The 13,750-nt window shown below is 63.3% G+C and carries 11 protein-coding genes; 7 read left to right on the top strand and 4 right to left on the bottom strand.

Features of this window, described 5'->3' with window-relative positions; genetic code table 11:
- Positions 1–1,245: a saccharopine dehydrogenase family protein gene (locus EGJ09_RS00245; protein WP_125922871.1), complete on the top strand. Its 1,245-nt coding sequence runs from the start codon at positions 1–3 to the stop codon at positions 1,243–1,245.
- Between the two features lie 77 nt (positions 1,246–1,322).
- Here EGJ09_RS00245 and EGJ09_RS00240 read toward each other — a convergent pair whose 3' ends face one another.
- Positions 1,323–2,369, bottom strand: coding sequence for a class I SAM-dependent methyltransferase (locus EGJ09_RS00240; protein WP_046785588.1), 1,047 nt, complete (start codon positions 2,367–2,369; stop codon positions 1,323–1,325).
- A gap of 231 nt (positions 2,370–2,600) precedes the next feature.
- Here EGJ09_RS00240 and EGJ09_RS00235 point away from each other — a divergent pair, with 231 nt between their 5' ends.
- From EGJ09_RS00235 to EGJ09_RS00225, 3 genes are all read left to right on the top strand, one after another.
- A complete protein-coding gene (locus EGJ09_RS00235) occupies positions 2,601–3,821 on the top strand; it encodes a putative DNA modification/repair radical SAM protein (protein WP_115275162.1) in 1,221 nt (406 codons plus the stop codon).
- Positions 3,812–4,654, top strand: coding sequence for a TIGR03915 family putative DNA repair protein (locus EGJ09_RS00230; protein ID WP_119688760.1), 843 nt, complete (start codon positions 3,812–3,814; stop codon positions 4,652–4,654). Before EGJ09_RS00235 ends, EGJ09_RS00230 begins: the two co-directional genes overlap by 10 nt.
- Before the next feature lie 165 nt (positions 4,655–4,819).
- Positions 4,820–6,988, top strand: a complete 2,169-nt coding sequence (locus EGJ09_RS00225) for a TonB-dependent siderophore receptor (RefSeq protein ID WP_125922870.1) — start codon at positions 4,820–4,822, stop codon at positions 6,986–6,988.
- A 75-nt stretch (positions 6,989–7,063) separates the two neighbouring features.
- Here EGJ09_RS00225 and EGJ09_RS00220 read toward each other — a convergent pair whose 3' ends face one another.
- The 3 genes from EGJ09_RS00220 to EGJ09_RS00210 all read right to left on the bottom strand — a co-directional run bounded on the left by EGJ09_RS00220 (position 7,064) and on the right by EGJ09_RS00210 (position 9,769).
- Positions 7,064–8,035: a biotin-dependent carboxyltransferase family protein gene (locus EGJ09_RS00220; protein WP_125922869.1), complete on the bottom strand. Its 972-nt coding sequence runs from the start codon at positions 8,033–8,035 to the stop codon at positions 7,064–7,066.
- Positions 8,032–8,919, bottom strand: coding sequence for an allophanate hydrolase subunit 1 (locus tag EGJ09_RS00215; protein ID WP_012314008.1), 888 nt, complete (start codon positions 8,917–8,919; stop codon positions 8,032–8,034). The genes EGJ09_RS00220 and EGJ09_RS00215 overlap by 4 nt, the downstream gene beginning before the upstream one ends.
- A 91-nt stretch (positions 8,920–9,010) precedes the next feature.
- The gene (locus EGJ09_RS00210; RefSeq protein WP_119688758.1) at positions 9,011–9,769 is read right to left on the bottom strand and encodes a 5-oxoprolinase subunit PxpA; all 759 of its coding nucleotides are present in this window, start codon (positions 9,767–9,769) and stop codon (positions 9,011–9,013) included.
- Positions 9,770–9,888: 119 nt separating this feature from the next.
- On the opposite strand from EGJ09_RS00210, the gene EGJ09_RS00205 reads away from it, so the two are divergent.
- The 3 genes from EGJ09_RS00205 to EGJ09_RS00195 all read left to right on the top strand — a co-directional run bounded on the left by EGJ09_RS00205 (position 9,889) and on the right by EGJ09_RS00195 (position 13,699).
- Entirely contained in the window at positions 9,889–10,806 is a 918-nt protein-coding gene (locus EGJ09_RS00205; protein ID WP_046785595.1) for a LysR family transcriptional regulator, read from the top strand.
- A gap of 88 nt (positions 10,807–10,894) precedes the next feature.
- Positions 10,895–12,961 carry a maltose alpha-D-glucosyltransferase gene (gene treS / locus EGJ09_RS00200; protein ID WP_125922868.1) on the top strand — a complete coding sequence of 689 codons (2,067 nt, stop codon included), beginning with the start codon at positions 10,895–10,897 and terminating at the stop codon, positions 12,959–12,961.
- Between the two features lie 120 nt (positions 12,962–13,081).
- Positions 13,082–13,699, top strand: a complete 618-nt coding sequence (locus EGJ09_RS00195) for a riboflavin synthase subunit alpha (RefSeq protein ID WP_125922867.1) — start codon at positions 13,082–13,084, stop codon at positions 13,697–13,699.
- The last annotated feature ends 51 nt before the right edge of the window (positions 13,700–13,750 follow it).

Below are 13,750 nucleotides of genomic sequence, written 5' to 3'. Positions count from 1 at the left end.
TTGAAGAAGAACGTTCTTATCATTGGTGCAGGAGGTGTCGCCAAGGTGGTGGCCCACAAGTGCGCGCAGCATAACGACGAACTCGGTCGTATTGCCATTGCGTCGCGGAACATCTCCAAATGCCAGGCCATCATCGACAGCGTCAAGGCCAAGGGTAGCCTCAAGGTACCCGCCGACATCCAGGCCTTCTCGCTCAACGCCCTCGATGTCGAGGCAACCAAGGCACTGATCCGCGAGACCGAATCGCAGATCGTGATCAACGTGGGCTCCGCCTTCCTCAACATGTCGGTGCTGCGTGCCTGCATCGATACCGGTGTCGCCTACCTGGACACCGCGATCCACGAAGAACCGGGCAAGATCTGCGAGACGCCGCCCTGGTACGGCAACTACGAGTGGAAACACCTCGAAGAATGCCAAGAGAAGAACATCACCGCCATTCTCGGCGTCGGTTTCGACCCAGGTGTGGTGAACAGCTACGCAAAACTGGCGCAGCAACAGTATTTCGACAGCATTGATTCGATCGATATTCTCGACGTCAATGCCGGGTCCCACAGTAAGTACTTCGCCACCAACTTCGACCCGGAAATCAACTTCCGCGAGTTCACCGGGCAAGTATGGAGCTGGCAGAACAGCCAGTGGACCAGCAACACCATGTTCGAGGTCAAGCGTACCGACGACCTGCCGGTCGTGGGTTCGCAGAACCTGTACCTGACCGGTCACGACGAGGTCCACTCGATCTCGAAGAACCTGAACGTGCCGAACGTGCGCTTCTGGATGAGCTTCGGCGAGCACTACATCAATGTGTTCACCGTGCTGAAGAACCTTGGCCTGCTTTCCGAGCAACCGGTCAAGACCGCTGAAGGCTTGGAAGTGGTGCCGCTGAAAGTGGTCAAGGCCGTGCTGCCTGACCCGGCTTCGCTGGCCCCGGGCTACACCGGCAAGACCTGCATCGGTGACCTGGTCAAGGGCACCAAGGATGGTCAGCCGCGTGAAGTGTTCATCTACAACGTGGCCGACCATGAAGAGGCCTACGCCGAGACTGACAGCCAGGGTATCTCCTACACCGCCGGTGTACCGCCAGTGGCTGCAGCCCTGCTGGTTGCCCGTGGCGAGTGGGATGCCAAGCGCATGGTCAACGTCGAGGAGCTGCCAGCCGAGCCGTTCCTCAAGGCGCTGGACGTCATGGGCCTGCCGACCCGCGTGAAAGATGAAAAAGGCGATCGTCCTTGGGACGCTGAAGCCTAAGCAGCAAGAGAAGGGGCGCCAACAGAGCGCCCCTTCTTTTTGTCTGCACCGGCCTCATCGCCAGCATTGATCTACGCCTACTTCCTGGCTTCCAGTATCAGGTTGAACGGTGTCTGTGTCGCCCGCCGGAACTGCGTGAACCCCGCCTCCTCGAACACCGCCCGCAAGCGCGCCTCCCCGGCCTGTGCACCCAGCCCCAGCCCAACCTCCTGGGACAACGAATTCGGTGTACAGATGAACGTCGACGCGGCATAGAACAGGCGACCGACCGGCGTCAGGTTGCCGTCCAGCGTGTCCTCGGCATAGGGTTCCACCAGCATTACCGTGCCGCCGGGCTTCAACGCCTGGTAGGCATGCCGTGCAGCGCCAACGGGGTCGCCCATGTCGTGCAGGCAATCGAAGAAGCACACCAAATCATGATCGCTGCCCGGGTAATCCTTGGCCGACGCCTGCTGGAAACTCACCCGCTGGGTCAAGCTGGCCTCACTGGCGCGTTCGCGGGCCGTGCTGATGGACGGCGCATGGTAGTCATAGCCGATGAAGGTCGATGCTGGAAACGCCTGAGCCATGACCAGCGTCGAAGCGCCATGCCCGCAACCGACATCCGCGACCTTCGCGCCGGCCTGCAGCTTGGCCACCACACCGTCGAGCGCCGGCAGCCAGTCGGCCACCAGGAAGGTGCGATAGCCGGGCCGGAAGAAACGCTCGGTACCGCTGAACATGCAGGGGTGATGGTCGCCCCAGGCCAGCCCGCCATCACCGCGCATGGCAGCCACCAGCTTGTCCTTGTCATGGAACAGCGCGGCCACCACCGCCGCGCCACCCGCCATATAGGCCGGTGAGTCCTCCAGCGCCAGTGCCATGGCCTGTTCCTCGGGCAGCACGAAACTGCCCTGGTCATGGACCATATAGCCGGACGCGGCCTGGGCGTTGAGCCATTCGCGCACCAGCCGTGGGTGGCAGCCGGTCCGGGCCGCCAGCACCTCGGGGGTGACCGGCTGACTATCAGCCATGGCCCGGTACAACCCCAGTTCGTCGCCGAGTATCACATTGGCCAGGGTCGCCGCAGCGCCCATGTCTCCCACCAGCTTGCCCATGAAATCATGAAGCTTTGCCTCGTCCATGACCTGCCCTCCTCTGCAAGAAGGCCACCGTCAGCGAGGGATGTCCGGTCCGGGGTCGCGGTGGTCGAATTAAGGTGTGAGAGCCCGCCGTGATGGAAACCGCGGCGGGCTGTTTGTAAGTTTAGATGTCCTGACTGAGCGGGTCGGAACGTTTGACAGGGCTGCTGCGCCACTTGCATTCAGTCCATTCTCAAAATACTGTATGAATATTCAGTATCACGAGACACCCTCATGCAGCTCATTGCCAAGCTTGGCATCCTCGCCGATGCCGCCAAGTACGACGCGTCCTGTGCCAGCAGTGGCGCGCCCAAACGTAGCTCGCGCGGCAGCGAGGGCCTGGGCGCCACCAATGGCATGGGCATCTGCCACAGCTATACACCGGACGGGCGCTGCGTTTCGCTGCTCAAGGTGCTGTTGACCAACTTCTGCCTGTACGACTGCCAATACTGCGTCAATCGCCGCTCCAGCAACGTGCCGCGGGCACGTTTCACGCCCGAGGAGGTGGTGCGCCTGACCCTGGATTTCTACCGGCGCAACTGCATCAGCGGCCTGTTCCTGAGCTCCGGCATCATCCGCTCGGCCGACTACACCATGGAACAGTTGATCCGCGTGGCGCGCCTGCTGCGTGAGGAGCACAACTTCCGGGGTTACATCCACCTCAAGACCATCCCCGACGCCGACCCACTGCTGATCGAGGAAGCCGGGCGCCTGGCCGACCGCCTCAGCGTCAATATCGAACTGCCCACCGATGCCAGCCTCAAGCGCCTGGCCCCGGAAAAACACGCCCACACCATTCGCCAGGCCATGGGCGTGATCCACCAGGGGCAGCAAGCCGTGGCGGGCGAACCGAAGGCACCGCGTTTCACCCCGGCCGGGCAAAGCACCCAGGTCATCGTCGGCGCCGACGCCACTGACGACAGCACACTGCTGCGCAACGCCGAGTCGCTGTACCAGGGTTACGGCCTCAAGCGCGTGTATTACTCAGCCTTCAGCCCGATACCCGACAGCCCCGGCAGCGTGCCGCTGGCAGCCCCACCGCTGCTGCGCGAGCACCGCCTGTACCAGGCAGACTTCCTGTTGCGCGGCTATGGCTACAAAGCGGGTGAGTTGCTTGGCCAGGAGGGTAACCTGGCGCTGGACATAGACCCCAAGCTTGCCTGGGCGCTGGCCAACCGTGAGGTGTTTCCGCTGGATGTGAATCGTGCCGAGCCGGCACTGCTGGCACGCATCCCCGGCATCGGCCTGCGCAGTGTGCAGCGGCTGGTGGCGCTGCGCCGTGAACGGCGCGTGCGCTACGACGACCTGATCCAACTGCGCTGCGTGCTCGACAAGGCCCGGCCATTCATTATTACCAGCGACTACCGCCCAGGCCAGGCGGAGCTGCGCAGCGGCCTGCTGCGCGAGCGCCTGCGTGAACCACAGGCACCTGTGCAGATGGGGTTGTGGGGGTGATCGCGCTCGACTGTGACGAGCACTTCAGCACCTGGCGCGACCAGGCCCGCACGCTGCTCGGGCACGGCATCGACCCGGCGCAAGTGACCTGGTCGCAAGGGCCGATCGACGACCTGCTGGCGGTGCCTGCCCCCCTGCCAGACGGGCCCGGCCCGTTCCGCGCCAAGGTACCGGCAGCGCTGTTGAGCCTTTTGGAACAGGCATCGCGCTACCGGGGCGAGCAACGCTGGAACCTGCTGTACGAAGTGCTCTGGCGCGTGGCCCACGGTGACCGCACGGCAATGCTTGCAGGCGACCGCCTGGGCAGTGAACTGCACCGGCGTATCAAGCAGGTCAGCCGTGAAGCACACCACCTGCATGCGTTCGTACGTTTCGTGCCCTTGCCGCCAGCACTTGCCGAGCAGCTGCAACTGGACCTGGTCGCCTATCACGAGCCGGCCCATGACATTCTGCACAGTGCCAGCGCGCACTTCGCCGACCGCCTGGGGCGCCAGCGCTGGTTGATCGCCACACCGGGGGACGGTATTCGCTTCGACGGCCAAGGTTTCGAATATCAGCGGCACTGCCCGGACGCTTGGCGGCAGTGGGCGCGCAATGCCGATGACCCGGGTGCCGAGCTGTGGCGGACCTACTACCGCCATACCTTCAACCCCGCCCGCCTCAACCCGGATGCCTTGCGCCTGCACATGCCGGGGCGTTTCTGGCGACATTTGCCAGAAGGCATGCTGATCCCGCAACTGGAAGGGTTGGCGCGCCAAGGCAAGCAACGTGATGGCCAGGCTGCGGAAGTGGCTGTGCAGCAGGGCAAGACGATAAACCGCGCTGAACCCTGATCCCCTCTGCACGAAGCCGCCTGGCCACCGCCACAAATGTGAAAAAAAGGTAAAAATTCCTACATCCCAATCTTTCAAGGGCAGGCAAATCCTGACAAACTGATTGTTAATCGTTCTCATACACATCTTCAATAACGTTTAACAATGTACAGGAACCCACCCCCCATGCCGTCGCCACTCGCGCCCTCGCGCAATCTCCCTGCCCGCAACCTGCTCGCCATGGCCGTGTGCATGGCCATCGTCACACCGGCCCTGGCCGAAGACGACCAGCCCACCACGCTGGTGTTGGGCGCCACCGAGATCAGCTCCGATCGGCTGGGCAGCACCACCGAGGGTTCGCAGTCCTACACCACAGGTTCCATGTCCACCGCCACCAAGCTGCCATTGAGCCTGCGTGAAACGCCGCAGGCGGTGACCGTGATCACCCGTCAGCGCATGGACGACCAGGCGATGACCAGCATCAACGACGTGGTCAAGGCCACGCCAGGGCTGTTCCTTGACTATTCCGGCGGTCCAGGTCGGCAAAGCTACACGTCACGTGGCTTTGACATCGACAACCTGATGTACGACGGCATTCCGAGCGGTTACAAGCCCTACACCGTGGGCGCCCAGCCTAACCTGGCCATGTTCGACCGCGTCGAGATCGTCCGCGGCGCGACCGGCCTGATCACCGGCTCCGGCAACCCTTCGGCGGCCATCAACCTGGTACGCAAGCGTCCGCTGGCCGAACAGAAAGTCACCCTGACCGGCGCCGCTGGCAGCTGGGACGACTACCGCGGCGAAATCGATGCCTCCAGCCCGCTCAACGACAGTGGCACACTGCGCGGTCGCGTGGTGACGTCATACCGGGGGGCCAACAGCTACATCGATGATGTCGAAGAAGATCACGGCCTGTTCTATGCAATCACCGAGGCGGACCTGTCCGAAGACACCACCCTGACCCTCGGCTTCTCTCACCAGAAAGACCAGACCAACAACTTCTGGGGCGCCATGCCAACCGCCCTGAACGGCCACCACATGGACTTCTCGCGTTCCTACAACCCAGGCAGTGACTGGGAGAACAAGGACCAGGAGATCAACACCGTATTCGCCGAAGTGCAGCAGCGCCTGGCCAATGACTGGAAACTTCAGGTCAACGCCAACTATTCCCAGCAGGACGGCACCTTCACCGGCTCCTACCAGTCGCGTTGGGCAGGGCTCAATGCGCCGTTGTCCCGCACCGCTTACCAGTCCAAGCACCAGGAAAACCAGGCCGGCCTTGACGGCTTCGTCAGCGGCCCGTTCCAAGCCTTCGGCCGCACCCATGAATTGGTGGTGGGCGCCAGCAAGCGCATCTACGACATGGACACGCGCAACTACAGCCCGTACGACACCAACTGGCCGATCAATGCCGGCAAGCCGAACTTCGTGCACACCAACAACGTACGCGAAGTCACTACCCAGGAAGGTGTGTACATGACCACCCGGCTGAGCCTGGCCGATCCGCTGAAGCTGATCCTGGGCGGCCGCCTGGACTGGTATGACTATGACAACAAGGAAAGCGCCAGCGCCGATTACAAAGTCACGCGCAACGTCACTCGCTACGCGGGCCTGATCTACGACCTGGACGATCATCACTCGGTGTATGTCAGCTACAGCGACATCTTCAACCCGCAGGAGTACAAGGACGCTTCCGGCAGCCCGCTCAAGCCGGTCGAGGGCAAGAACTATGAAATCGGCGTCAAGGGCGAGTACTTCGATGGCGCCCTCAATGCCAGCCTGGCGCTGTTCCGTATCGACCAAGAAAACCGTGGCGTTTCGCAGACCGACCTGGCCGGCTGCAGCGACCCTACCAACTGCTACGTCGCATCCGGCGAAGTGCGCAGCCAAGGTATCGACATGGAGCTGCAAGGTGCGCTGACCCGCAACTGGCAGGTCGGTGCCGGCTACACCTATGCCCGCGTCCACACGCTTAAAGACGCCGCCAACCCCGGCAACGTCAACCAGCGCTTCGACACCGACACCCCGGAGCACCTGTTCAAGCTGACCACCACCTACCGCTTCGAAGGCCCGCTTGAGAAGCTGCGCATCGGCGGCAACATCTCCTGGCAGAGCCGCATCTACAACGACTTCACCGTTGCCGATGGCAGCGAGTACCGCCTGGTCCAGGGATCGTACGCGGTCACCGACCTGATGGCCGGCTACCAGGTCAACAAGCACCTCGACCTGCAGCTCAACGCCAACAACGTGTTCGACCGCAAGTACTACTCGGCCGTGGCCACCTCGGTCAACTATGCCGGCGACACCTGGGGCGCGCCGCGCAACATGATGCTGACGGCCAAATACAGCTTCTGACCTGACGGGTTGCCAGCCTGTACCGGACGCTTCGCAGCACAACCCGCGAAGACGCCGGTACAGGCACCCCACGAATCAGCTGAACAATTTGCTCAGATACCCCAGCCTCTTCTTGTACGACCGCCGCGCCTCAAGCGCATCTTCCATGCTCACCGGCAAGAACCGCGCCTGCTGGTTCGGCTGCATCTGCCCGATCAGGTCCAGGTCGGCGCTGATCACCGTGCCGATCATGGCGTACCCACCGCCAGACACCGCATCGCGGTGCAAAATGATCGGTTCCAGCCCGGCTGGCACCTGTATCGAACCGATCGGGTAGCAACTGTCGACGATATTGGACGGGTCCGAACCTGCGCCGAATGGCTGCTCTCGCGGCTGGAAAGTCAGCGCGTTGCCGCCCTTGTAGCGGTAGCCGATGCGGTCGGCCTCGGAGCCCACCGTCCAGGCATCGGTGAAAAAGCTTTTCGCCGCAGCATCAGTCAGGCGGTGGAAGTACAGCCCCGGTACCACGCGCAACACCACTTCCCCTCCCAGTGCCTGGCGCAGCGCCATTGGCAAGCTGGCTCCGGCACGGGCTTTGGCGCAGGGCACACCGACCGGCAATACATCGCCTGCCAGCAGCTTGCGACCGTGAAAACCGCCCAGCGAGCCCAAGGCGTAAGTGGACCGGCTACCCAGCACTTCTGGCACATCGATGCCGCCCGCGACTGCCAGGTAGGCACGTGCCCCGGCTGTGGGGAAGGCGAAGCGCAGCACCTGGCCTGCCCTGACTGCAAACGAAGTGTCAGGGCGCTGTTCGCGGCCATCGAGCAGCACCGGCATCTGTGCGCCACACACCGCCACCAGCGCATCCTGCAGAAACTCCAGCTCCGGCCCCACCAGCGCACATTCAAGGCCAGCAGTACCCGCCGGGTTGCCGACCAGCTGATTGGCTGCGCGCAACGCATATTGATCAAGCGCACCGGAGGGCGGGATACCCAGGTGGTAATAGCCTTCACGGCCCAGGTCCTGCACCGAGGTTGCCAGGCCAGGTTTGAGTACCTTGATCATGCCAGCACCTCCTGCAACGACTTGGGATAGCCGACCGGGTCGGCCAGGAAAGCATCGAGGGAAAACTCTACCGGGCGAATGCGCAGGTCGAAACGGCCGTCCTCGACATCCGCCACCGCCTGGTCGTAGGCCTGACGGTCGATGGGTTTGAACTGCACGATGTCCCCTGGGCGGAAGAACACCATGTGCTCCTTCAGGTAGTTCAGGCCCTGCTGCGGGTCGTAGATCGGCGCCGGGGTAACGCCGAACATCTGGTAGCCCCCTGCCCCGCGCACCGAATAGATGCAACCGAAACAACCGCCGTGGCCCAAGGTCAGCTTTGGCGTGTCGGTGCGTGGGCGCAGGTACTTGGGCACCTGCAACTGGCGCTCGCGCTCGACCATCTGGAACATGAACGGCAGGCCGGCGACGAAGCCGACCATCGACACGAACCAAGGCGCGCCACTGTGCGCGGCGATGAACGCATCGACATCGGCCAGGCCATTGATGCGCGCCGCGTATTCGAGGTCGGTACTGTTCGGGTCCTGGTGGCGGTCGCGAAAGCGCATGAGGGTTTCATGGGTCCAGGGGTCGTTGTACAGCACCGGGATCTCGATGATCCGGGTGTGCAACGCGCGTTCGGCAACCGCCTCGGCCTCTGCACCGCGCACCGCTGCAAGCAGTACATCGGGGGCGATGCGGTCGGGGTCGAAGCGGATCTGGAACGAGGCGTTGGCCAGGCAAATGTCCAGCACGCCCTCCAGCGCCAGGCGCTCCACCGCCCGGGTGACGGCCATGCCTTTGAAAAAGGCCTCGAGCGACATGCTGTCGCTGACCTCGGCAAACAGGTGCTCGTCGGCACCAAAGCTGTAGCGGATCGGGGTACTGGCAAGCGGCTCGGCCATGTCTGCTCCTTTTTTGGAATCTTTATCGTAAGGCAGGCAAAAACAATGCAGTGCAGCGGCACCGGTGTCTGGGCACCGGGTGCCTTGAACCTCAACGGGGCGTGCGCACCTCGATGCCGGCGGCGTCAAGCGCTGCGCGTGTGGCTTCGACCAGGTCGAGCGCGCCGGGAGTATCACTGTGCAGGCAGATCGAGTCGAATTCGATGGCCAGGTCCTGGCCCTCGACCGTGCGTACCACGCCCTCGCGGCAAGCCCGCAGCACGCGCTCGGCGACCGCCTGCGGCTCATGGCCACGCACATTGCGGGTAAACACGATGGAGCCGCTCAGGTCGTACTCGCGGTCAGCATAGAACTCACGCACCACCGGCTGGCCGAGTGCCTGCGCAACCCGGCAGATCACCGAGCCAGGCATGCAGTACAGCAACAGCTGCGGCTCGATCACCTGCAGGTTCTGCACCAGCAACCGGGCGGCTTCCTCATCACGGGCCAGGTGCATGTACAGGGCACCATGGGGCTTGATGTGTTGCAGTTTCACGCCCTGCGCACGGGCGATTTCACGCAGCGCACCCAACTGGTAGAGCATGTCGTCGACCAGTTCCTGGGCCGGCGCGTTGATGTGCCGGCGGCCGAACCCGACCAGGTCACGAAACCCCGGGTGAGCGCCTACCGCCACGCCCAGCGCCTTGGCCCGCTCGACCGTGCGACGCATGGTGCCAGGGTCGCCGGCATGAAAGCCGGTGGCGATGTTGGCCGAACTGATGAAGGCCATCAGTTCGTTGTCGACGCCGTCGCCGATGGTCCACGGGCCGAAACCCTCGCCCATGTCAGAATTGAAGTCTACTGCCTGCATGCCTACGCTCCCGGTGCTTGTGACGGTGTGAAGGTCACGTTAGATTCTCCACAACCCCCTTGGGAAGATCTATAAACAGATAGGGTGTCTTCTGAAAAACAGATACCCAGGAGTCTCCTGTGTCACTGACCTTGCGCCAGGTTCGCTACTTCGTCGCCACCGCCGAGATCGGCCAGATCTCCCAGGCCGCCATCCACCTCAACATTTCCCAATCGGCGGTCACTACCGCGATCAAGGAACTGGAGGCAATGCTCGGGGTGTTGTTGTTCCAGCGCTCGGCGCAAGGCATGAGCCTGACCGATGCGGGCCGGCATTTTCTCAACCGCGCCTATGTGATCCTGCGCAGTGTCGATGACGCACTCAACAGCCCGCTGCCGGACGTGCGCGCCAGTGGCCTGCTGCGCCTGGCGGCGAGCTACACGGTGATCGGCTATTTCCTGCCGCACCACTTGCAACGCCTGGAACACTGGCACCCGGACGTAAACCTCCAAGTACACGAGCAGGAGCGCAGCGCCATCGAACAAGGCCTGCTGGAAGGCCGCTTCGACATGGCGGTGGTGCTCACCGCCAACCTCACCCACCCAGATATCGTGTCCGAAACCCTGTTCAACTCCGAGCGCCGGCTGTGGCTGCCCAGCCACCATCCATTGTGCGAGCGCTCTACGGTCAGCCTGGCCGATGTTGCGCGTGAGCCGTTCATCCTGCTGACCGTGGACGAAGCCGAGCAGAGCGCCATGCGTTACTGGGAGCTGGCCGGCCAGCGGCCCAGCGTGCGGGTGCGCACCAGTTCGGTCGAGGCGGTGCGCAGCATGGTCGCCAATGGCAGCGGCGTGGCGATCCTGTCGGACCTGGTGCACCGGCCCTGGTCGCTCGAAGGCAAGCGCATCGAGACCGTGACCATCAGCGACCCGGTAACGCCCATGAGCGTGGGCCTGGCCTGGCACCGCGAGCGGGCATTCAGCCCGGCGATGCAGGCCTTGCGCGACTACTTCCATGGTGCTTTTCTGGCGCCGCAACAGTTGTCGGCTCGGCGCTGAATGGCCAGTGCCTTGAGACCTGAGCCGAACGTTCCGGCGCCGTCGTCGTCATAACTTGGCCGGTGCCGCCACGCAGAGAGGACGCGAAATGACTCAACCAGACCCGTCATACGTCAAATGGCTCGAAGAGCGTTCCATGCTCAAGGCCTCGCAGGAGCGGGCCCGACTGTATTCTGGGCAATCGCGCCTGTGGATGAACCCCTACGCCGAAACGCAGCCACGCCGCGCCACCGACATTGCGTCGGTATGGCTCACCGTCTACCCCGACGCGATCATCGCGCCTGAAGGCTGCTCGGTGCTCGGCGCGCTGGGCCACGAAGCCTTGTGGAAGCGCCTGTCGGAAATTGGCGTGCAGGGCATTCATACCGGCCCCATCAAACAGTCCGGCGGTGTCAGCGGGCGCGATTTCACCCCCAGCGTGGACGGCAACTTCGACCGCATCAGCTTCGACATCGATCCGCTCTACGGCAGTGAACAGGAGCTGGTACAGATGAGCCGCATGGCGGCGGCGCACAATGCCGTGACCATCGACGACCTGATCCCCTCGCACACCGGCAAGGGCGCCGATTTCCGCCTGGCCGAGCTGGCCCACGGCGCCTATCCAGGGCTGTACCACATGGTCGAGATCCGCGAGGAAGACTGGCCGCTGCTGCCAGACGTGCCCCCTGGCCGCGACTCGGTCAACCTGCTGCCCGCACAGTGCGACGAACTCAAGGCACACCACTACATCGTCGGCCAGCTGCAACGGGTGATCTTCTTCGAGCCTGGCGTGAAGGAGACCGACTGGAGCGCAACGCCACCGATCACCGGTGTCGATGGCAAGACGCGGCGCTGGGTCTACCTGCACTACTTCAAGGATGGCCAGCCGTCGCTGAACTGGCTGGACCCAAGCTTTGCCGCCCAGCAAATGATCATCGGCGACGCCCTGCACGCGCTGGATTGCCTGGGCGCGCGCGGCCTGCGCCTGGATGCCAACGGTTTTCTCGGGGTCGAGACCTGCGCCAGTGGCACCGCCTGGTCGGAAAGCCACCCGCTGTCGATCGTCGGTAACCAACTGATCGGCGGCATGATCCGCAAGGCCGGCGGGTTCAGCTTCCAGGAACTGAACCTGACCCTGGACGACATCGCACAGATGTCCAAAGGCGGCGCCGACCTGTCCTATGACTTCATCACCCGCCCGGCGTACCAGCATGCACTGTTGACCGGCGATACCGAGTTCCTGCGCCTGATGCTCAAGGAAATGCACAGCTTTGGCATCGACCCGGCGTCGTTGATCCACGCCCTGCAGAACCACGACGAGCTCACCGTCGAGCTGGTGCATTTCTGGACCCTGCACGCCCATGACATGTACCTGTACCGGGGCCAGACCCTGCCCGGCAACATCCTGCGCGAACATATCCGCGAGGAAATCTACGAACGCCTCTCGGGCGAACACGCCCCTTACAACTTGCGCTTTGTCACCAACGGCATCTCCTGCACCACCGCCAGCCTGATCACGGCGGCGCTGGGCATCCGTGACCTGGACCAGATTGGCCCGGCAGATGTCGAGCTGATCCAGAAGGTGCACCTGTTGCTGGTGATGTACAACGCCATGCAGCCCGGTGTGGTCGCACTGTCGGGCTGGGACCTGGTCGGCGCCCTGCCGCTGCCGGCCGAGGCGGTGGCGCAAAAGATGGCCGATGGCGATACCCGCTGGATCCACCGTGGCGGCTACGACCTGGCCGGGCTCGATGCGCAGGCCGAGGCATCGGTGCGTGGCATGCCGCGCGCACGCGCACTGTACGGCAGCCTCGACCAACAGCTGGAAAGCAGCGATTCGTTCGCCAGCAAAGTTAAAAAACTGCTCGCCGTGCGCCAGGCCTACGGTATTGCCAGCAGCCGCCAGGTACTGGTGCCCGAGGTCAGCAGCCCGGGATTGCTGGTGATGGTGCACGAGCTGCCGGCCGGGCGTGGCATCCAGATCAGTGCGCTGAACTTCGGGCAGGAGGTGATCGCTGAAGAGCTGCTGCTGACCGGCTTCACGCCCGGGACGGTGGTGGACATGATCAACGAGACGGTAGAAGGCGACCTGACTGAGGATGGGCGGCTGATGATCAACCTGGACCCGTATGAAGCCTTGTGCCTGAGAATCGTCAACAGCAGTGGGCACGTCTGAGGCTGTATCAGCTACACCTGTGGGCGCCGGGTTGCCGGCGCTCACGGTCCGCCCGGCTTGCTTTTAAAGCTCCAGGGGCATAGTTTCCGGGCATCATTTACCGCGCCCAGGAGCAACTCCATGTACACCGGCATCGTCCAGGCCGTCCGCCCCCTGCTTGCTGTGACCACCTACCCGGGCCACAACCAGTTCACCATCGACCTTACCCCCGAACTGCTCGACGACCTGAAGATCGGCGCCAGCGTGAGTGTCGAGGGCACCTGCCTGTCGGTCACCGAAATTGACGGCACCCACGTGAAGTTCGACGCCATGACTGCCACCCTGGAGCGCACCAACCTGCGCTGCTTCAAGGCAGGCCAAGGCGTGAACATCGAGCGCTCGGCGAAAATGAACGCCGAAGTCGGCGGCCACCTGATGGCCGGCCACGTCGCCACCACCGCCGAGATCGTCGAGCTGTCGATCAAGGAAACCGGCGCCTTCATCACCTTCCGCATGCCGCCGCAGTGGGCCAGATACGTGTTCCCACGCGGGTTTCTCGGGGTCAACGGCTGCAGCCTGACCGTCGCCGACGTGGACGACACCTTGGTCACCATCAACCTGATCCCGGAAACCCTGCGCCAGACCACTTTCGCCAACTACCAGGCCGGTGAACTGATCAACATCGAAGTGGACCACCAGACCATGGTCCTGGTCGATGTGGTGGAGCGCACACTCAAAGCCACGCTGGCCCGTGCCTGATCAGATGCTGCGGGTAATACCGCCATCGACCCTGATGTTCTGCCCGGTGAT

The sequence above is a fragment of the Pseudomonas sp. p106 genome (genome assembly GCF_003936645.1).
GTDB classification, from domain to species: domain Bacteria; phylum Pseudomonadota; class Gammaproteobacteria; order Pseudomonadales; family Pseudomonadaceae; genus Aquipseudomonas; species Aquipseudomonas putida_E.
The sequence above is the reverse complement of the archived record's forward strand: the minus strand, read 5'-3'. Positions and strand labels throughout refer to the sequence as shown.